This is a genomic window from Microbacterium sp. F2E, from assembly GCF_020905435.1.
Taxonomy (GTDB): domain Bacteria; phylum Actinomycetota; class Actinomycetes; order Actinomycetales; family Microbacteriaceae; genus Microbacterium; species Microbacterium lacticum.
In genome coordinates this window covers 28245-51091 of sequence record NZ_JAJJIB010000003.1, presented here as the reverse complement: position 1 = coordinate 51091, position 22847 = coordinate 28245, and the positions used below count along the sequence as shown (strand labels likewise).

The 22847-nt window shown below is 72.3% G+C and carries 20 protein-coding genes; 1 reads left to right on the top strand and 19 read right to left on the bottom strand.

Going from position 1 to position 22847, the window contains the following annotated elements:
* Positions 1–9: 9 nt before the first annotated feature.
* From LOK55_RS03510 to LOK55_RS03455, 12 genes are all read right to left on the bottom strand, one after another.
* A complete protein-coding gene (locus tag LOK55_RS03510) occupies positions 10–1479 on the bottom strand; it encodes a glutamate synthase subunit beta (protein WP_229934274.1) in 1470 nt (489 codons plus the stop codon).
* A complete protein-coding gene (gene gltB / locus LOK55_RS03505) occupies positions 1472–6058 on the bottom strand; it encodes a glutamate synthase large subunit (protein WP_229934273.1) in 4587 nt (1528 codons plus the stop codon). The genes LOK55_RS03510 and gltB overlap by 8 nt, the downstream gene beginning before the upstream one ends.
* 63 nt (positions 6059–6121) lie before the next feature.
* The gene (gene lgt, locus LOK55_RS03500; RefSeq protein ID WP_229934272.1) at positions 6122–7090 is read right to left on the bottom strand and encodes a prolipoprotein diacylglyceryl transferase; all 969 of its coding nucleotides are present in this window, start codon (positions 7088–7090) and stop codon (positions 6122–6124) included.
* Between the two features lie 169 nt (positions 7091–7259).
* The gene (gene trpA / locus LOK55_RS03495) at positions 7260–8042 is read right to left on the bottom strand and encodes a tryptophan synthase subunit alpha (protein ID WP_229934271.1); all 783 of its coding nucleotides are present in this window, start codon (positions 8040–8042) and stop codon (positions 7260–7262) included.
* Positions 8039–9298, bottom strand: coding sequence for a tryptophan synthase subunit beta (gene trpB / locus LOK55_RS03490; protein WP_229934270.1), 1260 nt, complete (start codon positions 9296–9298; stop codon positions 8039–8041). Before trpB ends, trpA begins: the two co-directional genes overlap by 4 nt.
* Positions 9295–10143, bottom strand: a complete 849-nt coding sequence (trpC, locus tag LOK55_RS03485; RefSeq protein ID WP_229934269.1) for an indole-3-glycerol phosphate synthase TrpC — start codon at positions 10141–10143, stop codon at positions 9295–9297. The genes trpB and trpC overlap by 4 nt, the downstream gene beginning before the upstream one ends.
* Positions 10144–10145: 2 nt before the next feature.
* Positions 10146–10373 carry a DUF6704 family protein gene (locus tag LOK55_RS03480; protein ID WP_229934268.1) on the bottom strand — a complete coding sequence of 76 codons (228 nt, stop codon included), beginning with the start codon at positions 10371–10373 and terminating at the stop codon, positions 10146–10148.
* Positions 10374–10421: 48 nt separating this feature from the next.
* Complete coding sequence (locus LOK55_RS03475) at positions 10422–11054, bottom strand: Trp biosynthesis-associated membrane protein (RefSeq protein WP_229934267.1); 633 nt, start codon at positions 11052–11054, stop codon at positions 10422–10424.
* Complete coding sequence (gene hisI, locus LOK55_RS03470; protein WP_229934266.1) at positions 11051–11458, bottom strand: phosphoribosyl-AMP cyclohydrolase; 408 nt, start codon at positions 11456–11458, stop codon at positions 11051–11053. Before hisI ends, LOK55_RS03475 begins: the two co-directional genes overlap by 4 nt.
* Positions 11455–12219 (bottom strand): imidazole glycerol phosphate synthase subunit HisF, encoded by a 765-nt coding sequence (gene hisF, locus LOK55_RS03465; RefSeq protein ID WP_196323188.1) that lies wholly within the window; start codon positions 12217–12219, stop codon positions 11455–11457. The genes hisI and hisF overlap by 4 nt, the downstream gene beginning before the upstream one ends.
* A gap of 1 nt (position 12220) precedes the next feature.
* A complete protein-coding gene (hisG, locus tag LOK55_RS03460; protein ID WP_229934265.1) occupies positions 12221–13063 on the bottom strand; it encodes an ATP phosphoribosyltransferase in 843 nt (280 codons plus the stop codon).
* A 43-nt stretch (positions 13064–13106) separates the two neighbouring features.
* Complete coding sequence (locus tag LOK55_RS03455) at positions 13107–13370, bottom strand: phosphoribosyl-ATP diphosphatase (protein WP_141379732.1); 264 nt, start codon at positions 13368–13370, stop codon at positions 13107–13109.
* A 103-nt stretch (positions 13371–13473) separates the two neighbouring features.
* Here LOK55_RS03455 and glsA point away from each other — a divergent pair, with 103 nt between their 5' ends.
* Complete coding sequence (gene glsA, locus LOK55_RS03450; protein ID WP_229934264.1) at positions 13474–14643, top strand: glutaminase A; 1170 nt, start codon at positions 13474–13476, stop codon at positions 14641–14643.
* A 44-nt stretch (positions 14644–14687) separates the two neighbouring features.
* Here glsA and rpe read toward each other — a convergent pair whose 3' ends face one another.
* From rpe to gmk, 7 genes are all read right to left on the bottom strand, one after another.
* Complete coding sequence (gene rpe / locus LOK55_RS03445) at positions 14688–15362, bottom strand: ribulose-phosphate 3-epimerase (RefSeq protein WP_141379730.1); 675 nt, start codon at positions 15360–15362, stop codon at positions 14688–14690.
* A 97-nt stretch (positions 15363–15459) separates the two neighbouring features.
* Positions 15460–16974 carry an RsmB/NOP family class I SAM-dependent RNA methyltransferase gene (locus tag LOK55_RS03440; RefSeq protein ID WP_229934263.1) on the bottom strand — a complete coding sequence of 505 codons (1515 nt, stop codon included), beginning with the start codon at positions 16972–16974 and terminating at the stop codon, positions 15460–15462.
* Positions 16971–17921: a methionyl-tRNA formyltransferase gene (gene fmt, locus LOK55_RS03435; protein WP_229934262.1), complete on the bottom strand. Its 951-nt coding sequence runs from the start codon at positions 17919–17921 to the stop codon at positions 16971–16973. Before fmt ends, LOK55_RS03440 begins: the two co-directional genes overlap by 4 nt.
* Positions 17922–18004: 83 nt before the next feature.
* Positions 18005–20263: a primosomal protein N' gene (locus tag LOK55_RS03430; RefSeq protein WP_229934261.1), complete on the bottom strand. Its 2259-nt coding sequence runs from the start codon at positions 20261–20263 to the stop codon at positions 18005–18007.
* A gap of 13 nt (positions 20264–20276) precedes the next feature.
* A complete protein-coding gene (metK, locus tag LOK55_RS03425) occupies positions 20277–21470 on the bottom strand; it encodes a methionine adenosyltransferase (RefSeq protein WP_229934260.1) in 1194 nt (397 codons plus the stop codon).
* Positions 21471–21601: 131 nt separating this feature from the next.
* A complete protein-coding gene (gene rpoZ / locus LOK55_RS03420; protein ID WP_196323877.1) occupies positions 21602–21856 on the bottom strand; it encodes a DNA-directed RNA polymerase subunit omega in 255 nt (84 codons plus the stop codon).
* A 76-nt stretch (positions 21857–21932) separates the two neighbouring features.
* Positions 21933–22829: a guanylate kinase gene (gene gmk / locus LOK55_RS03415; protein WP_196323878.1), complete on the bottom strand. Its 897-nt coding sequence runs from the start codon at positions 22827–22829 to the stop codon at positions 21933–21935.
* Positions 22830–22847: the final 18 nt, after the last annotated feature.

Sequence of the window (22847 nt, the reverse complement as noted above, 5' to 3'; positions counted from 1 at the left end):
GGATCCAGCCTACGCGGGCTGGAGACCGATTGCGATGTCCCTCGGCCCGACGGGCGAAGGCAGGTTGGTGCGACCCATGAGGTATTCGTCCACCGCCGCGGCCGCCGCGCGACCCTCCGCGATCGCCCAGACGATCAGCGACTGGCCACGGCCGGCGTCCCCGGCCACGAATACGCCGGGAGCGGTCGACTGGTAGTCGTCACCGCGCTCGACATTGCCGCGGCCCGTGAACACGGTACCCAGCTGCTCCTCGAGCGTGCCGCGCTCCGGGCCGGTGAAACCCATCGCGATGAGAACGAGGTCGGCGGGGATCTCGCGCTCGGTGCCGCTCTTGGGCACGCGGCGACCGTCGGGCAGGTACGCCGTCTCGGCAAGACGCAGACCGCGCACCTCGCCCGCCTCGTTGCCGAGGAACTCGACGGTGGATGCCAGGTACGTGCGTTCCCCGCCCTCTTCGTGGGCGGAGGAGACCTCGAACAGCGTGGGCATGGTGGGCCACGGCTGGTGGTCGGGGCGCGCCGTCGGCGGCTGCTTGCCGATCGCGAGATTGGTCACGCTGAGCGCGCCCTGACGGTGCGCGGTGCCGATGCAGTCGGCGCCCGTGTCGCCGCCGCCGATCACGATGACGTGCTTACCCTCGGCGTGGATCTGGTGCGACACCTGGTCGCCCGCGACCGCCTTGTTCGACTCGACGAGGTACTCCATCGCGAAGTGCACGCCGTCGAGATCGCGCCCCGGGATGGGGATGTCGCGGGCCTCGGTCGATCCGGTCGCGATGACGACGGCGTCGTAGCGCGCCCGCAGCTCGCTCCACGTGATGTCGACGCCGATCTCGACGCCCGCGCGGAAGCGCGTGCCCTCGTCCTGCATCTGGCGCAGGCGCGATTCGAGGTGGCGCTTCTCCATCTTGAAGTCGGGGATGCCGTAGCGCAGCAGTCCGCCGATGCGGTCGTCGCGCTCGAACACCGCGACGGTGTGGCCGGCGCGCGTCAGCTGCTGCGCGGCGGCGAGACCTGCGGGGCCCGAGCCCACGACGGCGACGGTCTTGCCGGTCAGGCGCCCCGGCGGCACCGGCTCGACCCAGCCGTTCGCGAAGGCCTCGTCGATCGTCGAGACCTCGATCTGCTTGATCGTGACGGCGGGCTGGTTGATGCCCAGCACGCACGACGACTCGCACGGCGCCGGGCAGAGCCGGCCGGTGAACTCCGGGAAGTTGTTCGTCGCGTGCAGCCGCTCGATCGCGGCCCGGCCCTGGCCGCGCCACATGAGGTCATTCCACTCGGGGATGAGGTTCCCGAGCGGACAGCCCTTGTGGCAGAACGGGATGCCGCAGTCCATGCAGCGTCCGGCCTGGCGACGGAGCACGGCCGAGTCGCCCGGCTCGTACACCTCTTTCCAGTCCATGATGCGCACGGGAACCGGCCGACGCGCCGGGAGCTCGCGCTCGGTGGTCTTCAGAAAGCCCTTGGGGTCAGCCACCGGTCACCTCCAGGATACGGGTCCAGACGACGTCGCTGTCGGGGTCGAGCCCCTCGGCGGCGGCGTCCTGTCGGGTTTGCAGCACGGCCGCGTAGTCACGCGGCAGCACGCGGACGAAGTTCTCGGCCTCCGCCTCGAAGTCGTCCAAAAGCGCGGATGCCAGGGTCGACCCCGTCTCGGCGACGTGGCGTTCGAGCAGATCACGGAGGATCTCCACGTCGCCCGACCCCAGCCCAAGGAGCTCCAGCTCGCCGCTGGCGAGCGCCTCACGATTCACCAGTTCGCGGTCGAGCTTGTAGACGTACGCGGAGCCGCCGGACATGCCGGCGCCGAGGTTCTGCCCCGTTGCCCCCAGGATCACGGCGAGTCCACCGGTCATGTACTCGAGGGCATGGTCTCCGACGCCTTCAACGACGGCGGTGGCACCCGAGTTGCGCACGAGGAACCGTTCGCCGACGATACCGCGCAGGAACATGCTGCCCTGCGTCGCGCCGTAGCCGATGACGTTGCCGGCGATGACGTTGCGGGAGGCGTCGAACGTGGCGCCCTGCGGCGGGCGGACGACGATCTGTCCGCCAGAGAGCCCCTTGCCGACGTAGTCGTTCGAGTCGCCCTCGAGGCGCAGCGTGATGCCGGCGGGAAGGAACGCGCCGAACGACTGCCCGGCGGACCCCGTGAGGTTGATCTCGATGGTGCTGGCCGGCAGACCGTGCTCGCCGTGGGCGAGGGTCACCCGGTTGCCGAGCATCGTGCCCACGGCCCGCTCGGTGTTGCGGATCGGCAGCGACACCTCGAAGTGGCCGCCGTGCGCAATGACGTCCTGGGCCTGCTCGATGAGCGGCACGTCGAAGTGCTTCTCGAGCTCGTGGTCCTGGTCGCGGGCGTGACGGCGTGGCACGTCGTCGGCGAAGGCGGGGCCGTCGAGGATCGGCGCGAGGTCGAGCCCCGACGCCTTCCAGTGCTCGATCGCCCCGTTCACATCGAGCAGGTCGCTGCGCCCGATCGCCTCGTCGAGCGAACGGAACCCCAGGTCGGCGAGGTACTCGCGCACCTCCTCGGCGAGGAACTGCATGAAGGTCACCACGAACTCGGGCTTGCCTGTGAAGCGGCTGCGCAGCACCGGGTTCTGGGTTGCGACACCGACGGGGCAGGTGTCGAGGTGGCAGACCCGCATCATGACGCAGCCCTCCACCACCAGCGCCGTCGTCGCGAACCCGAACTCCTCGGCGCCCAGGAGCGCGGCGATGATGACGTCGCGGCCGGTCTTCAGCTGCCCGTCCGCCTGCACGACGACGCGGTCGCGCATGTCGTTGAGCATGAGCGTCTGCTGCGTCTCGGCGAGGCCGAGCTCCCACGGAGTGCCGGCGTGCTTGAGGGAGTTGAGCGGGGACGCGCCCGTGCCGCCGTCGTGGCCGGAGACGAGGATGACGTCGGCGAGGGCCTTGGCAGTGCCCGCGGCGACCGCGCCGATGCCCGACTGGCTGACGAGCTTGACGTGCACGCGGGCTGCCGGGTTCGCGCGCTTGAGGTCGAAGATCAGCTGCTTGAGGTCTTCGATCGAGTAGATGTCGTGGTGCGGAGGCGGGGAGATGAGGCCCACGCCGGCGGTGCCGCCGCGGGTGCGGGCGATCCACGGGTACACCTTGCCGGGCGGCAGCTGGCCGCCTTCGCCGGGCTTCGCGCCCTGGGCGAGCTTGATCTGGATGTCGTCGGCATGCGTGAGGTACATGCTCGTGACCCCGAACCGGCCCGAGGCCACCTGCTTGATGGCGCTCCGGCGAGCGGGATCGAGCAGGCGGTCGACGTCTTCGCCACCCTCTCCGGTGTTCGACTTGGCGCCGATGGAGTTCATCGCGATCGCGAGGGTCTCGTGCGCCTCCTTCGAGATGGAGCCGTAGCTCATCGCGCCGGTGGAGAACCGCTTCACGATCGACTCGACGGGCTCGACCTCGTCGATCGGGACGGGCTGGCGCTCCCCCGTCTTCAGCCGGAACAGGCCGCGGAGCGTCTTGAGCTCGGATGCCTGGTCGTCGACGAGCTTCGTGTACTCGCGGAAGATGTCGTAGCGGCGAGCCCGCGTCGAATGCTGCAGACGGAACACCGTGTCGGGGTTGAACAGGTGCGGTGCGCCGTCACGGCGCCACTGGTACTCACCGCCGGTCCACAGCCGCTCGTGCGCACGGACGGCGCCGTTTTCGGGATAGGCGTAGTCGTGGCGCGCCTGGTTCTCGGCGGCGATCTCGCGAATGCCGATGCCGCCGAGCTTCGTCTCGGTGCCCGTGAAGTACTTCGCGACCACCTCCTCCGAGAGCCCCACGGCCTCGAAGACCTGCGACCCCGCGTAGGACGACACCGTGGAGATGCCCATCTTTGACATGATCTTCAGGACGCCCTTGCCGAGCGCGTAGATGAGGTTCTTGACCGCCTTCTCGGGCGTGACGCTGGCGATGAAGCCCGCGCGCACGAGGTACTCGACGGTCTCCATCGCGAGATACGGGTTGACGGCGGATGCCCCGTATCCGATGAGCGTCGCGACGTGGTGCACTTCGCGCACGTCGCCCGCCTCGACGACGAGACCGACCTTCATGCGGTTCTCACGGCGGATGAGATGGTGGTGCACTGCGGAGAGCATGAGCAGCGATGGGATCGGGACGAGGTCCTTGTTCGAGTCGCGGTCGCTCAGGATGATGAACTCGGCACCCTGCTCGATCGCCGCGTCGACCTCGGCGCACATCTCGTCGAGGCGGTGCTCCAAGGCATCCGGCCCCTTCGCGGCGTGGTACAGCCCGCGCACGGTCACCGACCGCCGGCCCGGCAGCGCCTTGTCGATGTTCTGCAGCTTCGCCAGTTCGTCGTTGTCGATCACCGGGAAGTCGAGGGTGATCGTGCGGGTGTGGTCGGGCCCCCAATCGAGGAGGTTCCGCTCCGGACCGAGACCGAGGGCGAGCGAGGTGACGACCTCTTCGCGGATCGAGTCGAGCGGCGGGTTGGTCACCTGCGCGAACTGCTGCACGAAGTAGTCGAAGAGCAGGCGCGGCCGTTCGCTGAGCACCGCGATCGGGGCATCCGACCCCATCGCGCCGAGCGGTTCGGCGCCGTTCTGGCCCATCGGCGTGAGGAGGATGCGCACCTCTTCCTCGGTGTAGCCGAACGTCCGCTGGCGGCGCGTGATCGAGGCGATCGGGTGCACGATGTGCTCGCGCTCGGGGAGGTCCTTCAGGCGCACCCGACCCGCGTCGAGCCATTCCTGCCAGGGCTGGAGGGCCGCGAGGTCGCGCTTGACCTCGTCGTCCTCGATGATCCGCTGCTGGGCGGTGTCGACGACGAACATGCGCCCCGGGCGGAGGCGTCCGCGGCGCTTGATGCGCTCGGGGGCGAAGTCGAGCACGCCCGTCTCCGAGCCGATCACGACGAGTCCGTCGGTCGTCTCGGTCCAGCGTCCGGGGCGCAGGCCGTTGCGGTCGAGGGTCGCGCCGACGAGGGTGCCGTCGGTGAAGATCAGCGCGGCGGGGCCGTCCCACGGCTCCATCTGCATCGAGTGGTACTCGTAGAAGGCGCGGAGGTCGGGCGCGATGCCGGTCTGCTTCTCGTAGGCCTCAGGCACCATCATCATGATCGCGTGCGGGAGGCTGCGCCCGGTGAGGGTGAGCAGCTCCAGCACCTCGTCGAACGAGGCCGAGTCGCTCGCGCCGCCCGTGCAGATCGGCAGGAGCGGGCGGATGTCGCCGACGAGCTCGGACTCGAGCTGCGACTGGCGGGCGCGCATCCAGTTGCGGTTGGCGCCGACGGTGTTGATCTCGCCGTTGTGGGCGAGCATCCGCAGCGGCTGCGCAAGCGGCCACGACGGGAACGTGTTCGTCGAGTAGCGCGAGTGCACGACGGCGAGCTCGCTCTCGAAGCGCTCGTCCTGCAGATCGGGGTAGAACGGCTCGAGCTGGAGGGTCGTGACCATGCCCTTGTACCCGAGCGTGCGGGCGCTCAGCGACACGAAGTAGGCGTCGTGCTCGCGGCGTGCACGCTTGCGCAGCCGGTAGACACGGCGGTCGAGGTCGATGCCCGCGAGCGCGGGCGCGTCGCCGACGGCGGGGCGCGAGACGAACAGCTGCTCGAATGCGGGGCGCGCGGCGTAGGCGAGCTTGCCGAGGTGCTCCTCCACCGTCGGCACCTCGCGCCAGCCGAGCACCGTCAGCCCCTCGGCGGCGGCGATCTGTTCGACGCCTGCCTTGACGGCGGCGCGCTCGTCGTCGTCGCGCGGCAGGAACGCCATGCCCGCCGCGTACTCACCCGCCGGCGGCAGGTCGAAGTGCGTGACCGCGCGGAGGAAGGCATCCGGCATCTGCGTCAGGATGCCGGCGCCGTCTCCCGTACCCGCGTCGGAGCCGATCGCACCGCGGTGCTCGAGGTTGCGAAGCGCCTCGAGGGCCAGCTGCACGATGTCGTGCCCCGGCTCGCCGCGGAGCGTCGCGACCATCGCGAGCCCGCAGGCATCCTTCTCGAAGGCAGGGTTGTACATGCCCTGCTTGACGGGGAACGCGGAGGCGTGCCGGGTGGTGTCTTCACGACGGGGGCTGGAGGCCATAGCTACCGTCCTCATAGTCTTGCTGAGACGGGGACGACGTCGGCCCTGATGTCCTGCGGGGTGTTACCTGGAGACGACTGTGCTTGTGGCGGTGTCCGCGGTGGATTCGGACGTCGGGGGTGCGCTGACGTCGACGAATGCATCGGTGTCCTGTGATTGTACATTCCCGCCGCCGGTCCATTCGCGCCCCGGGTAGTAGGGCGAGGGCTCGAGGCCCGGGTGGCGGCGCTTCTGCACGAAGAATATCACGAGACCGACCACGACGCCGATGATCGCGGCCCACACGTTCGTGCGCAGGCCCAGGAAGACCTCGCTCGGATCGATGCGGATGTTCTCCCACACGATCCGCCCGGCGCTGTACCAGACGAGGTAGAGCGCGAAGAGGCGTCCCCACTGCAGGGTGAAGCGCTTATCGGCCCAGAGCAGGAAGATGACGCCCAGCACGTTCCAGATGGCCTCGTAGAGGAACGTCGGGTGGAACAGGGTGCCCTCGGGCAGGCCGACCGGCCACGCGGCGTTCGGGTAGTCGATCTGAAGACCCCAGGGCAGGTCGGTGGGGAGGCCGTAGAGCTCCTGGTTGAACCAGTTGCCGAACCGGCCCATCGCCTGGGCGAGGAGGAGGCCCGGAGCGAGGGCGTCGGCGAACGTCCAGAACCGGATTCCGGTCCACTTGCAGCCGAGCCACGCGCCGATCGCGCCGCCGATGAGGGCGCCGAAGATCGCGATGCCGCCCTCCCAGATGCGGAAGACCGCCCAGAAGTCCTTGCCCTCGCCGAAGTAGAAGCCCCAGTGGGTGACGACGTGGAAGATGCGCGCGCCGATGATCGCCAGCGGCACGGCGAGCAGGCAGATGTCGATCACGACCCACGGCTCGGCGCCGCGCTTCGTGAGCCGGTGGTTCGTCATGATGGCCGCCGCGACGATGCCGGCGAGGATGCACAGCGCGTAGAAGTGGATCGTCAGCGGGCCGAGCTGGAAGGAGCTGACCGGCGGACTGGGGATCGACAGGGCCACGGAGGACGAAAAGAGCACGAACGGCAGTCTACTTCGCCCCGCGCACCACCCCACGCGCCCCGCCCCCCACGAGGCATCCCCCCACTTTCGCCGACCCGCCAAGCTTTGGCCGAGCCGGCACGATATGGCCCGCACAGAACGAGGCGGCTCGGCCGCGGGATAGCGGCTCGCGGGGATGGGTGGGGGGTCAGCGGGGGGTGCCGGATACCAGGGCGCGCGCCTCGGCGCGCAGGCCCTCGACCCCGCCGTCGCGGAGCGCGCGCACGAGCGTGGTGCCCACGATCGCCCCGTCGGCGTACTCGACGACGCCGGCGACCTGCTCGGGCGTCGAGATGCCGATGCCGACGCACGCACGCGGCACGCCGTGCTCGCGCAGACGTGCGACGAGACCGCGCGCCGCGGCATCCAGCTCGGCGCGCTCCCCCGTGATGCCCATCGTCGAAACGGTGTAGACGAAGCCGGTGGATGCCCGGGCGATCATCTCGAGGCGCTCGTCGGTCGAGGTCGGCGCCGCGAGGAACACGCGGTCGAGCCCGGTGCGCTCGGAGGCGGCGATCCACTCGGCGGCCGCGTCGGGAGTGATGTCGGGGGTGATGAGCCCCGCGCCGCCGGCGGCGAGGAGGTCGTCGGCGTAACGGTCGACGCCGTACTGCAGTACGGGGTTCCAGTACGTCATCACGAGGATCGGCACGTCGGTGCGCGCGGCGATCTCGCGGACCGCGGTGAAGGTGTCGCGCAGGCGGAAGCCGGCGGCGAGGGCCGCCTGGGTCGCCTCCTGGATGACGACGCCGTCCATCACCGGGTCGGAGTAGGGCGGACCGAGCTCGAGCACGTCGGCACCCGATTCGGCGAGGGCGACCGCGGCGTCGATCGAGGTCTGCAGGTCGGGGTAGCCGATGGGCAGGTAGCCGACGAAGGCGCCTCGGCCGGCGGCCTCGGCGGCGTCGATCGCGGCGGCGACGCGGCTCACAGCTCGATCCCCTCTCCGCGCGCGGCATCGTCGGCGGGAGGGGTCTCGACGGGCCGTTCGCCCTCGTCGTACAGCCCGAACCACGTGGCGGCGGTGTCCATGTCCTTGTCGCCGCGGCCGGAGAGGCTCACCGCGAGGATCGCGTCCGGCCCCAGCTCGCGGCCGATCCGGAGCGCCCCGGCGAGGGCGTGCGCCGACTCGATCGCGGGGATGATCCCCTCGGTGCGGCTCAGCAGCCGCAGGGCGTCCATCGCCTCGGTATCCGTCGCGGGGATGTACTCGGCACGCCCGATGTCGGAGAGCCAGGCGTGCGCGGGGCCGACCCCGGGGTAGTCGAGGCCTGCCGAGATCGAGTGCGACTCGACGGTCTGCCCGTCCTCGTCCTGCAGCACGTATGTCTTCGCGCCGTGCAGCACGCCGGGGCGTCCCCGTTCGATGGATGCCGCGTGCTTCTCGGTCTCGACGCCGTCGCCGGCGGCCTCGACGCCGTACAGGCGCACGCCCTCGTCGTCGAGGAACGCGTCGAACATCCCGATCGCGTTCGACCCGCCGCCGACGCAGGCGATGACCGCATCGGGGAGGCGCCCGGTCGTCTCGAGCAGCTGCGCGCGCGCCTCTTCGGAGATGATCTTCTGGAAATCGCGCACCATCGCGGGGAACGGGTGCGGGCCGGCGGCCGTGCCGAAGATGTAGTTCGTCGTCTCGACCGAGGCCACCCAGTCGCGATACGCCTCGTTGATCGCGTCCTTCAGGGTGCGCGATCCCGTCGTGACCGGAATCACCTCCGCGCCGAGCAGCCGCATGCGGGCGACGTTGAGCGCCTGACGCTCGGTATCGACCTCGCCCATGTAGATCGTGCAGTCGAACCCAAAGAGGGCCGCGGCGGTCGCCGTCGCGACGCCGTGCTGTCCGGCACCGGTCTCGGCGATGACGCGCGTCTTGCCGAGGCGCTTCGTGAGCAGCGCCTGGCCCAGCACGTTGTTGATCTTGTGCGAGCCGGTGTGGTTGAGGTCTTCGCGCTTGAGGAAGACGCGCGCCCCGCCGGCGTGCTCGGCGAAACGCGGCACCTCGGTGAGCGCGGAGGGACGGCCCGCGTACGAGTGCAGCAGCGCTTCAAGCTCGGCCGCGAACGCGGGATCGCCCATCGCCGTCTCGTACACCGCGGTGAGCTCATCGATCGCGGCGATGAGCGACTCGGGCATGTAGCGGCCGCCGAACTCGCCGAAGAACGGGCCGTGTTGGTCGCGCAGGCTCATCGGGATGCTCCTTCTTCGGCCGTGACATCTTCCGCCGCGAGCTCCCCCGCCGCGAGCTCCCCGGCCGGGACGTCGCCCGCTGCGAGGAACGCGTGCAGCGTCGAGACCGGGTCGTTCGTGACGAGCGCCTCGCCGACGAGCACGACGTCGGCGCCCGCCGCGCGGTAGTGCGCCACGTCGACGGGGGCCATGACCGCCGACTCGGCGATCTTCACGGCGTCCTCCGGGAACTCTCCGGCGAGCGAGCCGAAGAGGTCGCGGTCGAGCTCGAACGTCGACAGGTTCCGCGCGTTGACGCCGATGAGCGTCGCACCGAGGTCGGCGGCGCGGGACAGCTCTTCGCGCGAGTGCGTCTCGACGAGCGGGGTCATGCCGAGCTCGCGGACGAGATCGTGCAGCTGCTGCAGCAGGGGCTGCTCGAGCGCGGCGACGATCAGGAGCACGAGGTCCGCCCCGGATGCCCGGGCCTCGAGCACCTGGTACGGCGTGGCGACGAAGTCCTTGCGCAGCACGGGCCGCGACACCTGTGCCTTGACGGCTTCGAGATCGGCGAGCGAGCCCTTGAACCGGCGTCCCTCGGTCAGCACCGAGATCGCCGACGCACCGCCCTCCTCGTACCTCGCCGCCTGCAGGGCGGGATCGGGGATGTCGGCGAGGTCGCCGCGCGACGGGCTTGCGCGCTTGACCTCGGCGATGATCTTCGTGCGCTCCGCCGGAGCGAGCGCGGCCAGAGCGTCGAGGGCGGGAGCCTGCGCGAGAGCGTCGCGTTCGACGTCGGCGAGCGGCCGACGAGCGGCGCGGGCCTCGGCATCCTCCACCGCGCCGGCGGTGAGGTCTGCCAGCATGATCAGTGCTGCTTCGGCTGGTACTTGTCGCCGTAGGCGCCGTAGCCGGCCTTGGACATCGCCCATCCGACGATCGCACCGCCGACGAGGAGGCCGACCGATGCCCAGACGAGCGCGGGCATGTCGAGGACGAAGAACAGCGTGCCGAGCGTGACGGCCAGGAGCATGATCACCACGGCGGTCCAAGCGGCCGGCGAGTGTCCGTGGCCGGGGTCGTCGATGCTGCTCATGGTTCTCCTTCGGTGTGCCTCGAGGGCGCGTGGCGGGTCGCGATCAGTCTAGCGCGCGGTCGGATCGTCGCCGTGCGACAGGTCGTCCCACGAGTCGATCGCCCGGTCGCGAGAGGCGACCGGGGCCTCGCCGCGTCGGCTGGCCGCACCGGCGGGCGCCGAGGTCGACGCGTGCGCGCCGTCGCGCTCGAACCGGCGGCCGCCGCTGCGCCAGCGGTGCGCGGTGGCGAGCGTCCACAGGCCGCCGAGCGCGATCACGAGCCCCGCGAGAGCGACGACGACGGGCCACGCGGTCGCGGTGACCGAATCGACGAGGTCGGCGATCGCGTCGGCGCCCGACAGACCGGTCGCCTTCGTGACGACCGACGCCACGGCATCCAGGGGCCGCTCGATCGCGATCCGCGCCGAGCCGATCAGCAGCACGACGCCGATGGCGGTCGCGATCACGCCGAACACGTAGCGCAGCACACGGCCGACGACGGTCAGGGCGAGACCGAGCGCCAGCGCCGCGAGGCTGAGCGGGGCGAGCAGGGGCAGCGCCGAGGCGCCCGGCACCGCCAGCGCCTCGGTGGCGCCCGAGCGGAGCGTCACCTCGAGCCACGGCTGCGTCGAGCCGATGATGGCGACGGCGCCGCCCAGGATGATCGCGAGCACGCCGAGCATGCGTGCCCGTGCGATCACAGCGCGCCCTCGGACGGCGAACCGGCGGCGCCCGCGGCGGGCGCCAGGTCGTCGGCGTCGAAGCAGGTGTGGTCGCCGGTGTGGCAGGCGGCGCCGATCTGATCGACCGTCACGAGCACGGCGTCACCGTCGCAGTCGAGGCGCGCGCCCTGCACGTACTGCGCGTGACCCGACGTGTCGCCCTTGCGCCAGTACTCCTGACGCGAGCGAGACCAGAACGTCACGCGACCCTCGGTGAGCGTGCGGCGGAGGGCCTCGGCATCCATCCAGCCGAGCATCAGCACCTCGCCGCTGTCGTGCTGCTGGATGATCGCGGGCACGAGGCCGTCGGCGTTGAACGTGACGCGGGCGATGCGCGCCTCGAGGGTGTCGGACGTCGGCTCGGAGGTGGGCTCGGCGCTCATCGGCGCACCTCGATTCCGTCGGCGGCGAGAGCCGACTTGACGGCGCCGACGGTGAGCTCGCCGGAGTGGAACACGGATGCCGCGAGCACGGCGTCGGCGCCCGCGTGGATCGCCGGGGCGAAGTCGCTCACCGATCCCGCCCCGCCGGAGGCGATCACCGGCACCGACGAGACCTCGCGCATGAGCCCGACGAGCTCGAGGTCGAAGCCGTCCTTCGTGCCGTCGGCGTCGATCGAGTTGACGAGGAGCTCGCCCGCGCCGCGGTCGATCGCCTCGCGGGCCCAGTCGAGGGCGTCGAGCTCCGTCTTGGTGCGACCGCCGTGCGTCGTCACGACGAACCCGGAGTGCGCGCCGGGGGCGCGCATGACGTCGAGGGAGAGCACGAGCACCTGCGCGCCGAACCGGTCGGCGATCTCGTCGACGAGAGCGGGGCGGGCGATCGCGGCGGAGTTCACCCCGACCTTGTCGGCCCCGACGGCGAGCAGGCGCGCGACGTCGTCGGCGGTGCGCACTCCCCCGCCCACCGTGAGCGGGATGAAGACCTCCTCCGCGGTGCGCCGGACGACGTCGTACGTCGTCGCCCGGGCATCGACCGTCGCGGTGACGTCGAGGAACGTCAGCTCGTCGGCGCCCTGCGCGAAGTACGCCGCGGCGAGCTCGACCGGATCGCCCATGTCGCGGAGGTTCGCGAAGTTGACCCCCTTCACGACGCGGCCGGCGGCGACGTCGAGACACGGGATGACGCGGCTCGCGAGAGCCATGTCAGAGCCTCGCGTTGTGGATGGGCGTGACGAGGATCGCTCGCGCACCGATCGCGTACAGGGCATCCATCACCTGGTTGACGCTCGCGCGCGGCGTCATGACGCGCACGGCGACCCAGGCGGGGTCGCGCAGCGGCGAGATCGTCGGCGACTCGATGCCCGACGCGATCGCGACGGCCTCATCGACGAGGTCGGCGGGCAGGTCATAGTCGATCAGCACGTACCGGCGCGCGACGAGCACACCGCGCAGGCGCCGGAGCAGCGTCTCGGTGCCGGCGGCCTCGTCGGGAGCGCCGATCAGCACCGCCTCCGATTCGACCAGCACCGGACCGAAGATCTCGAGGCCCGCCTGGCGGAGCGTCGTGCCGGTCGAGACGACGTCGGCGACGGCGTCGGCGACGCCGAGCTGCACCGCGGACTCGACGGCGCCGTCGAGGGGCACGAGGTCGACCGCGACGCCGTGGTCGTCGAGGTAGGCGTCGACGAGGCCGGGATACGCCGTCGCGACGCGCAGACCCTCGAGGTCGCCGAGCGAGGCGAACGCGCCGGGAGGGCCGGCGAAGCGGAACGTCGAGGCGCCGAAGCCGAGCTGCTCGATCTCGCGGGCGCCCGGCATCCGGGCATCCAGCAGCAGATCGCGGCCGGTGATGCCGACGTCGAGGGCGCCGGAGCCGACGTAGGTGGCGATGTCCTTCGGGCGCAGGTAGAAGAACTCGACCTCGTTGATCGGGTCGATGACGTGCAGGTCTATCGGATCGCGCCGGCCGGTGTATCCGGCTTCGGCGAGCATCTCGGCGGCGGTGTCGGCCAGCGACCCCTTGTTCGGTACGGCGATTCGCAGCATGGTGCGGTGTCTTTCGGTGTCGGCGGTTGTCGGCGGGAGCGGCTCAGAGATGTCGGTAGACGTCTTCGAGGCTCAGACCCTTCGCGAGCATCATCACCTGCAGGTGGTAGAGCAGCTGCGAGATCTCCTCGGCCGTCTCGGCATCCGTCTGGTACTCCGCGGCCATCCACACCTCGGCGGCCTCCTCGACGACCTTCTTGCCGATGGCGTGCACCCCGGCGTCGAGCTGCGCGACCGTCCCGGAGCCTTCCGGGCGGGCCGCCGCGGTGGCGGTGAGCTCTGCGAACAGGCCGTCGAACGTCTTCACCCTGACAGGCTACCGGTCCCCCGCGCGCCCGGCGCCTCGATGACGCGGGCGTGCGGGTCGGATGACCCGATGACGCCGGCCGCGGCTCGCTAGGGTGGGAGGCATGGATCCCGTCCGCGAGATGCTCACGTCCGTGCTCGACGAGGTGCGCGGGGAGGATGCCGGGGAGACCGCCCAGTACATCCCCGAACTCGCCTCCGCCGATCCCGACCGCCTCGCGCTGGCGATCGCCGACCCGCACGGGCGCCGGATCGCGCTCGGCGACGAGGACCCGTTCACGATCCAGTCGATCTCCAAGCCGTTCGTCTTCGCCCTCGCCCTCGACGCCCTCGGGCGCGACGAGGTGCTGCGCCACGTGGGCGTCGAGCCGAGCGGCGAGCCGTTCAACGCGATCAGCCTGGAGGAGGGCACCGGCCGCCCCGCCAACCCGCTCATCAACGCCGGCGCGATCGCCACGACCGGCCTCATCCCGGGGCCGAGTGCAGGCGAGCGCGCGGCGCGGATCGTCGAAGGCCTCTCGCGGTTCGCGGGGCGGACGCTGCAGGTCGACGAGGAGGTCTACGCGTCGGAGGCGTCGACGGGCGACCGCAATCGCGCGCTCGCCCACCTGCTGCGCTCGTACGGCGTGATCGAGACCGACCCGCACGAGGTCGTGGAGGCGTACTTCCGGCAGTGCTCCGTGCTCGTCACCGTCGCCGACCTCGCCGTGATGGCCGGCACGCTCGCCTTCGGCGGGCGGCACCCGGTGACCGGCGAGCAGGTGGTGTCGGCGCGCACGGCGCGCGACGTCGTATCGGTCATGACCAGCTGCGGCATGTACGACGCGTCGGGCTCGTGGCTGATCCGCGTCGGCCTCCCCGCCAAGAGCGGCGTGTCCGGCGGGGTCATCGCCATCTCGCCGTCGCAGTTTGGGGTGGGCGTGTTCAGCCCGAGACTCGACGAGTACGGGAACAGCACCCGCGGTCAGCGGCTGCTCGAGCGCCTCTCCGACGCGCTGGGCCTCCACGTGTTCGAGCAGCACCAGAGCATCGCCACCCCGCACGTGGCCGTCTCGCACGGCGAGGACGGCACGGTGCGCGTCGCCCTCGACGGGGAGCTGTCCTTCAGCGGCGCGGAACGCGTGCTCAACGCGCTGCGGAACGTCGAGCTGCCCGCCGCGAGCGCGCCGCTCCTCGTCGATCTCACCCGCGTGACGCAGCTGCAGCCGGCGGCGCTCGCCGTGCTGCGCGAGCAGGTCGACGGACTCGGCGGCACGGTGCGCGTGGAGGCCTGAGGCGGGCGCAGACCGGGTGCGGGCGAAGGCCCCAAAACCCGGAATCAGTGCTGGTGCGCGGATGCCTCGCGGCGCAGCGCCTCGATCGCCTGGCCCGGGTCGTCGGCCCCGAACACGGCGGAGCCCGCCACGAACGTGTCCGCCCCCGCCTCGGCGGCCTGGGCGATCGTCGACTCGGAGATGCCGCCGTCGACCTGAAGCCACACCTGCGATCCGCGCCGACGGGCCTCGTCGTGGAGCCGCGCGAGCTTCGGCATCTGGTCGGCCATGAACGACTGGCCGCCGAAGCCGGGCTCGACGGTCATCACGAGGATCTGGTCGAACTCGTCGAGCACGTCGTAGAGTCCCTCGACCGGCGTGGCGGGCTTCACCGCGACGCCGGCGCGCGCGCCGAGCTGGCGCAGCCGGCGGGCCAGCGTGATCGGGGCGGTCGCCGCCTCGAGGTGGAAGGTCACCGAGGCCGCGCCGATCTCGGCGTAGCCCGGCGCCCAGCGATCGGGATCGGTGATCATCAGGTGCACATCGAGCGGCACGGGGCTCGTCTGCTGGATGCGCTCGACCATCTGCGGCCCGAAGGTGAGGTTCGGCACGAAGTGGTTGTCCATCACGTCGGCGTGCACGAAGTCGGCCGACGCGATCCGCTCGAGGTCGGCCTGCATGTTCACGAAGTCGGCCGAGAGGATGCTGGGGTTGATGCGAAGGTCGGGCATGAGCCCCATTATCGCGGCTTATCCCGGCGCCGGATGCCGGCGCCCGATGCGGCGCCTGATCCCGGCGCCCGGTGTCGGTCAGGGCGCCCCGCGCGGAGGCGTCCCGTCAGGCGCGCTGCAGCAGGGAGATCGACATCGCGTCGGTGCCGTGCCGGTGCGGCCACAGCTGCGCGCGCCCGGTGCCGGCGACATCGGGCAGATCGATCGGCGAGAGCGAGAGGGATGCCACGACGCCGCGGGCGTCGAGTTCGACGATCCCCTCGTTGCGGCGGAGCGCATCGGCGACGACGGCCGCGGTCTCGGCGAGGTGCGGCGAGCACGTCACGTACGCGACGATGCCGCCCGGGGCGAGGGCGCCGAGCGCCGCGTCGAGCAGTTCGCCCTGCAGGGTCGCGAGCGCGGGTACGTCGGCGGGCTGCTTGCGCCAGCGCGCTTCGGGGCGCCGGCGGAGCGCGCCGAGGCCCGTGCACGGGGCATCCACGAGGATGCGGTCGTAGCGGCCGCGGCCGGCGCGCGCACGTCCGTCCTCCTCCGAGACCGGCACCTCGAGCGGCACCCCGGCGACGGAGTCGCGCACGAGGCCCGCGCGGGCCGGGGACAGTTCGTTGGCTTCGAGCAGCGCGCCGTGGGCGAGGGCCTCGGCGGCGAGGACCGCCGTCTTGCCGCCGGGGGCGGCGCACAGGTCGAGCCAGCGCTCCCCCTCGCGCACCGGGAGCGCGCGAGTGAGTGCTAGTGCGGCGAGCTGCGAGCCCTCGTCCTGCACGCGGACGCGGCCGCCCGACGCGGTGACGAGCGCCGCCGGGTCGCCGCCGGCGGAACGGAAGCCGATCGGCGAGTAGGGCGTGGCCTCGGCGCCCGCCGGGATCTCGGCGAGCCCCGGGAGCGCGGCGAACGTGACGACGGGAGAGACATTGTCGGCTTCGAGGAGCAGCGCCAGCTCGTCGGCGCGGCCTTCGGCGTCGAGGGCGCGGCGGAAGGCGCGGATGACCCAGACCGGGTGCGCGTAGCGGACGGCGAGGCGCTCGTCGTCGGAGCGCGCGGCGGCTTCGAGCCGGTCGAGCCACTCGTCGCGGGTGCGCTCCGAGACGCGCCGGAGCACCGCGTTGGCAAAGCCGGCGGCCGGCTTGCCGGCGGCCTGCCGCACCTGGCGCACGGTCTCGTTCACGGCGGCGTGGGTGGGGATCCGCATCGCCACCAGCTGGTGCGTGCCGAGGCGCAGCGCGTCGAGCACAGCGGGGTCGATCGCCGAGACGGGGCGCGCCGCGGCGTCGGCGATGATCGCGTCGTAGGTGCCCTCGCGGCGGAGAGTCCCGTAGGTGAGCTCGGTGGCGAGAGCCGCATCGGGGCCGGAGAGGCCGGCGCGCGTGATCGCCCGCGGCAGCAGCAGGTTGGCGTACGCGTCGGAGGTGTGCACGGCGCGGAGGGTGTCGTACGCGACCCAGCGCGGGCCGCGGCCGGGTGCCGGACGCTCGGTGCCGCCCGTGGTGCTGTTCTTGTCGAACGGGCGGGCGGGGCCGCCCGCACGGTGGGGGCCGCTCTTTCCGATCGGATGCTGGGGCCCGCGCTTCGCGCCCGACCCGCGGGCGCCGCTCTTCCCGGCGCGGTCGCGTTCGTCGCTCATCGGGTCTCCGTTCCCGGGAGGACCGCGCGCGGAGCGTCGCCGCGCCGCCCGCGCCACCAGTCGGCCGCGGGCATCGCGCCCTTGCCGGCCGGCTGCACCGTCTTCAGCAGCACGGTGCCCTCCCCCGCTCCGACGAGCACGTCGCGGCCCGACAGGCCGAACTCGCCCGGCGCGAGCACCCCGGCATCCGCCGCGGTGTCGGGGCCGCGGAGCGCGGCGAGCACCTTGAGGCGCTGACCGTCGACGAGGAGGTGGGCGCCGGGCTCGGGCGTCGTGCCGCGGTACCGGTCGATGACGACGGCGGCGGGAGCGGTGAGGTCGAGCGCGCCGTCGGCGAGCGTGAGCTTCGGCGCGAGCGTCGCCTCGCCCCGCTGCGGCGTCGCGACCGCGGTGCCCGCGGCGATGTCGTCGACGACGCCGGTGAGAAGTCCCGCGCCGAGCTCGGCGAGCGTGCCCAGCACCTCTCCCGCCGTCGCCTCGCGCGGCACGTCGTAGCGGAGCTCGGCGAACACGTCGCCGGCGTCGAGGGCGGGCACGAGCTGGAAGACCGCCGCTCCGGTGGTGCGATCGCCCGCGATGAGAGCGTGCTGCACGGGCGCGGCGCCGCGCCAGCGCGGCAGCAGCGAGAAGTGCAGGTTGATCCAGCCGTGCCGCGGTGTCGAGAGCAGCGGCTCGCGCACGAGGCCGCCGTAGGCGACGATCACGCCGAGATCGGGCGCGAGCGACGAGATCGCGGCGGTGGCGTCGGCGTCGAGGCGGTCGGCCTTGATCACGGGCAGGCCGAGATCGCCCGCGGCCTGGGCGACCGGTGACGGGGTGAGCACGCGCTTGCGGCCGAGCGGCGCGTCGGTGCGGGTGACGACGCCGACGACCTCGTGCGCCGAGGCGGCCAGCGCCGTGAGGGACGGGACCGCGGGCGCCGGCGTTCCGGCGAAGACGATGCGCATGGGAGATCCTCGGTGTGGTGGGGCTTGCAGATCGCGCGTGCCGCGTGGACCTGACGTCGGACGGCCTCGACGGGGCCGCTCGCTCAGAGGTCGAGTTCGGGCACGTCGAGACGCACTTTCAGCGTAGTCCGGGGGGCGAACCGGTCGGCGCCCGCCCGTCGGTCTCGCGAGCGGCCGTGCAGCGCGTCGGCGACGACCGCGGCGCGGAGCGCCTCGGCGACCGGCCGGCCGAGCGCGTAGTCGAAGCGCACCAACGCGCGCACCCCGGCGCCGGTGCCCGCGCCGGTGCCCGCCGGTCGGCCGGAAGAGCCGCTGGTGGCCGTTCCCCCCGCGCCGCTGCCGTCGCGCGGCACCGGACCGAGCACGGCGCCGGCGTCGAGCGTCGGCACCGCCTCGCGGAGCGCGCCGAGCGCGGTCTCGACGCTCGTCGCCGTGCCCTCGACCGCGGCGACGCGGACGGTCGGCGGCATGTGCAGGGGTGCGCGGTCGGCGAGCTCGGCGCGGGCGTAGGCGGGTTGCGTCCACGTCGCGAGCGCGCGGGCGACCGGTCCGGTGACGCCGACGAGGTGCACGGGAGCGCCGGGCGCGGCGAGGGCGGCGGCGTTCGACCACCAGCGCAGGCACGACTCGCCGATGCGCAGCTGCTCGGCCAGCAGCATCCGATCCCCGTCGAGCAGGATGACGGCGCGGTAGCCGCCGTCGGCGTGCGGCTCGGCGCCGCGGGTCGCGACCACGAGCGCGGGCCGCGCGTCGACGCGGGTGACCGGGTGCTCGCCGTCGGCGACGATGACCCGCGTGTTCGGGAAGGCGCGACCGAGCTCGTCGGCGGTGCGCTCGCTGCCCGACGAGGCCATCCGCAGGCGCGTGCTCTGACAGTTGCCGCAGGCCCACGAGCCGATCGTCCGCCCGCACCAGGTGCACTCCGGCGCGGCGCCCGGCCGGCGCGAGCGCAGCGGACCGGTGCAGTGCGGGCAGCGGGCCGGCGTGCGGCAGTCCGCGCAGACGAGCACCGGGGCGTAGCCGGGCCGGGCGACCTGCACGAGCACCGGACCGTGGGTCAGGGCCTCACGCGCGGCGGCGAACGCCGCCGACGGCACCCGCTGGCCGCGCGCCTCGCCATCGCGGGTGGCCGAGAGCACGACGGTCGGGCTCTCCCGCCGGCGCGCCGTGACCTCGCGCACCCAGCCGAGCTGCACGAGGCGTTCGACGTCGGTCGTGCGGGTGTGCCCGGCGAGCACGAGGGCCGACCCTTCGAGCTCCTGCCGCACGAGCGCGGCGTCGCGCGCGTGCACGCCGGGACTCAGCTGCTCGGACAGCAGCGGATCGCCGTCGTCCCAGATGATCACGGTGCCGACGTCCGCCGCCGGCGCGTAGACCGTCGAGCGGTTTCCGACGACGATCGCCGTCTCGCCGCCGAGGAGGCGGAGGTACGAGGCGTAGCGCTCCGGCCCCGACCGGCGCGCGTCACCCTGCACGACCACGCCCTCCGGCGCATGCGCGGCGAGCACCGCGAGCACCTGGTCTTCATCGCGCTGGTCGGGCACGACGATGAGCGTGCTCTCCCCGCGGGCGAGCGTGTCGAGCGCGATCGCGCTGACGAGCTCCGCCCACGCGCCGTACGGGCCCGCCGCCGCGGGGCGGGGCGGTGCGTCGAGGGCGATCCGGGCGTGGTCCGCGAGAGCGGCGGGAAGGTCCGGGAAGTCGCTCAGGATGCCTCGCGCCCACGCGACGCCCGCCGCCGCAGGTTCCGTGGACTCGACGTCCGACGCCGCGGTGTCCGACGCCCCGGCGGCCGAAGCCTCGGCATCCGAAGCCCCCGCATCCACAACACCGGCATCGGCAGCCGCATCGGCATCGGCATCGGCAGCCTTCGCGGCACCGGCATCCGAAACAGCGGCATCCGCACCCGTCGCACCGGAATCCCCGCCACCCGAGACCACGGCGTCCGAGGCATCCGCCACCGCCGCCACGCGCGCGGCGAGCCACGCCTTCTCGGCGCGCACCATGCGCTTCGGGATGACGAGGCGGAGGATGTCGCTCGCCGACCCGGCGGCGCGGTCGGCGACGCGGCGAGCGAGGGCGTAGAGCTCCGGCGTGAGCACGGCGACCGGAGAGACGACCGCGTCGAGCTCGGACAGCGGCTTGCCCGCGACCGACGGCTCGGGCCGCTCGACCACCTCGACGAGATACCCCTCGACGACCCGCCCCGCGGTGCGGAGGGGAACCTTCACGCGCACGCCGGGCACGGCGTCTGCGCGCAGGGCGGGCGGGATCGCGTAGTCGAACAGGCGGTCGAGCTGAGGCAGCGGCGAGTCGATCAGCACGCGCGCGACGAGCGGCATGGGCTCGGACGGATCAGAGACCGGCGGCCGCGCGCAGCTCGTCGACCCGGTCGGTGCGCTCCCACGTGAACTCCGGCAGCTCACGGCCGAAGTGCCCGTAGGCGGCCGTCTGCGCGTAGATCGGCCGCAGCAGGTCGAGCTGGTCGATGATCGCTTGCGGGCGCAGGTCGAACACGTCGCGGATGGCGGTCGTGATCTGCTCGTCGGAGACGTGCCCCGAGCCGAACGTCTCGACGTAGAGCCCGACGGGCTCGGCGCGCCCGATCGCGTAGGCGACCTGCACTTCGAGCCGGTCGGCGAGGCCCGCGGCGACCGCGTTCTTCGCGACCCAGCGCATCGCATACGCCGCGGAACGGTCGACCTTCGACGGGTCCTTGCCGCTGAACGCGCCGCCGCCGTGCCGCGAGGCGCCGCCGTAGGTGTCGATGATGATCTTGCGTCCGGTGAGACCGGCGTCGCCCTTCGGCCCGCCGATGACGAACGGGCCGGCCGGGTTGATGACGTAGCGCACGTTCGAGACGTCGAGCCCGGTCGTCGCGAGCACAGGGTCGATGACCTCGGCCTGCACGGCGGCGCGGAGGGCAGGCAGCGAGATGTCGGGGTTGTGCTGCGTGGAGAGCACGACGGTGTCGACCGTGCGCGGCACGGCGCCGTCGTACCCGAGCGTCACCTGCGTCTTGCCGTCGGGGCGGAGGAACCCGAGCGCGCCCGAGCGGCGGGCATCGGTCAGGCGCTCGGCGAGGCGGTGCGCCGTCCAGATCGCCATCGGCATGAGCTGCGGCGTCTCGTTCGTCGCGTAGCCGAACATGATGCCCTGGTCGCCCGCACCGAGCGCGTCGATCGGGTCGCTCGACCCGCCCTCGCGGTGCTCGATCGCGGTGTCGACGCCCGCGGCGATGTCGCCCGACTGCTCGCCGATCGAGACGGTGACGCCGCACGAGTCGCCGTCGAACCCGGTCTCGCTGGAGGTGTAGCCGATCCGGTTGACGACGCTCCGGACGATGCCGGGGATGTCGGCGTAGCCGTTCGTGCGCACCTCACCGGCGACGTGCACGAGGCCGGTGGTCACGAGCGTCTCGACGGCGACGCGGCTGCCGCGGTCTTCAGCGAGGAGCGCGTCGAGGATCGAGTCGGAGATCTGGTCGCAGATCTTGTCGGGATGCCCCTCGGTGACGGACTCGGACGTGAACAGCCTCAGCCGGCTCATGGGACGCTCCTCAAGGTTCTTCGGGTTCCGACGCAATCATGCCCGCGGGTCCCGACACCCAGTGAACAGGCATCCCGGAGACGCGGGCATGAACGGTGCCACACGGCGTCACGCGCCGGCGGCCGGAGGAATCAGTCGACGTGGCGCAGGCGCAGCTTGTCTTCGTAGATCTCGTGCAGCGCGATGGTCAGCGGCTTGTCCTCGACCGACGAGTCGACGAGCGGGCCGACGTTGTCGAAGAGGTTTCCCTCGTGCAGGTCGGAGTAGTAGTCGTTGATCTGGCGCGCACGCTTGGACGCGTAGATGACGAGCTGGTACTTCGAGTCGACCTTCTCGAGCAGTGCGTCGATGGGCGGGTCGATGATGCCCTTGTCACGTCCAGCCATGGTGAACCTCCAGGATCGGATGGCGGTGGGGAAACTGTGGATGCCCGCGCTCGCGCCCTGGCATCCGTTCATTCTATCAGCGCGCGAGCGTCGCGACCTCGGCCGCCGCGCGGGCGACGTCGTCGTTGACGACGCGGTAGTCGAACTCGCCCTGCGAGGCGAGCTCGTGCTTCGCGGTGCGCAGGCGCCGGGCCCGCTCCTCCTCGCCCTCGGTGCCGCGCCCGACGAGCCGGTGCACGAGCTCGTCCCAGCTGGGCGGGAGGAGGAACACGAGCTTCGCGTCGGGCGCCGCGGCGCGCACCTGGCGCGCGCCCTGCAGGTCGATCTCGAGCAGCACGGAGCGGCCGTCCGCCAGCGCCCGCTCGATCGGCTCGCGCGGGGTGCCGTAGCGGTACTTGTTGTGCACCGTCGCGTGCTCGAGGAGCGCGCCCGTCTCCACCAGCCGGTCGAAGGCGGCGTCGTCGACGAAGTAGTAGTGCTCGCCGTCGACCTCGCCCGGTCGCGGGGGGCGGGTCGTCGCGGAGACCGACAGCATGATCTCGGGGTGGTGGTCGCGGATGTGCGCGGCGACCGTACCCTTGCCGACCGCGGTGGGTCCGGCGAGCACGACGAGACGGCTGCGGCCGGGCCGGGCGACCGGCTCGGGGAAGCGCTCGTCGAGCCACTGCGCGAGCGCGGCGCGCTGGCGGGCGCCGAGGCCGCCGAGGCGCTTGACCGGTGAGATCTCCAGGGCGGCGAGGATGCGGTCGCGCTTCCCCTCGCCGATCGCGGGGAGGGCCGTGAGGTACTCCGTGATCCGCATCGCGCCGGCGGGCGACTCGGGGTGCGCGAGGGCGCGCCGCAGCAGCTCCTGCGGCGTGATCACCCGCATCGCGACGTCGTGCTTGAGTGCCGCGCGTTCACGGCGGGCGGCGACGGCGCGCCGCGAAGCGGCGGCGCGGTCGACCTCGGGTGGGCGGCGCGTCTCAGTCATGGGTGGTTCCACGATACC

What these genes read in the sequence shown, in the direction of transcription:
- gmk (WP_196323878.1), bottom strand. Translation starts at nt 22,829, where the DNA reads ATGACTGAGACGCGCCGCCCACCCGAGGTCGACCGCGCCGCCGCTTCG.
- gltB (WP_229934273.1), bottom strand. Translation starts at nt 6,058, where the DNA reads ATGGCCTCCAGCCCCCGTCGTGAAGACACCACCCGGCACGCCTCCGCG.
- LOK55_RS03430 (WP_229934261.1), bottom strand. Translation starts at nt 20,263, where the DNA reads ATGCCGCTCGTCGCGCGCGTGCTGATCGACTCGCCGCTGCCTCAGCTC.
- trpC (WP_229934269.1), bottom strand. Translation starts at nt 10,143, where the DNA reads ATGCTGGCAGACCTCACCGCCGGCGCGGTGGAGGATGCCGAGGCCCGC.
- hisI (WP_229934266.1), bottom strand. Translation starts at nt 11,458, where the DNA reads ATGAGCGCCGAGCCCACCTCCGAGCCGACGTCCGACACCCTCGAGGCG.
- LOK55_RS03440 (WP_229934263.1), bottom strand. Translation starts at nt 16,974, where the DNA reads ATGAGCGACGAACGCGACCGCGCCGGGAAGAGCGGCGCCCGCGGGTCG.
- hisF (WP_196323188.1), bottom strand. Translation starts at nt 12,219, where the DNA reads ATGGCTCTCGCGAGCCGCGTCATCCCGTGTCTCGACGTCGCCGCCGGC.
- glsA (WP_229934264.1), top strand. Translation starts at nt 13,474, where the DNA reads ATGGATCCCGTCCGCGAGATGCTCACGTCCGTGCTCGACGAGGTGCGC.
- metK (WP_229934260.1), bottom strand. Translation starts at nt 21,470, where the DNA reads ATGAGCCGGCTGAGGCTGTTCACGTCCGAGTCCGTCACCGAGGGGCAT.
- rpe (WP_141379730.1), bottom strand. Translation starts at nt 15,362, where the DNA reads ATGGGGCTCATGCCCGACCTTCGCATCAACCCCAGCATCCTCTCGGCC.
- rpoZ (WP_196323877.1), bottom strand. Translation starts at nt 21,856, where the DNA reads ATGGCTGGACGTGACAAGGGCATCATCGACCCGCCCATCGACGCACTG.
- LOK55_RS03480 (WP_229934268.1), bottom strand. Translation starts at nt 10,373, where the DNA reads ATGAGCAGCATCGACGACCCCGGCCACGGACACTCGCCGGCCGCTTGG.
- hisG (WP_229934265.1), bottom strand. Translation starts at nt 13,063, where the DNA reads ATGCTGCGAATCGCCGTACCGAACAAGGGGTCGCTGGCCGACACCGCC.
- fmt (WP_229934262.1), bottom strand. Translation starts at nt 17,921, where the DNA reads ATGCGCATCGTCTTCGCCGGAACGCCGGCGCCCGCGGTCCCGTCCCTC.
- trpB (WP_229934270.1), bottom strand. Translation starts at nt 9,298, where the DNA reads ATGAGCCTGCGCGACCAACACGGCCCGTTCTTCGGCGAGTTCGGCGGC.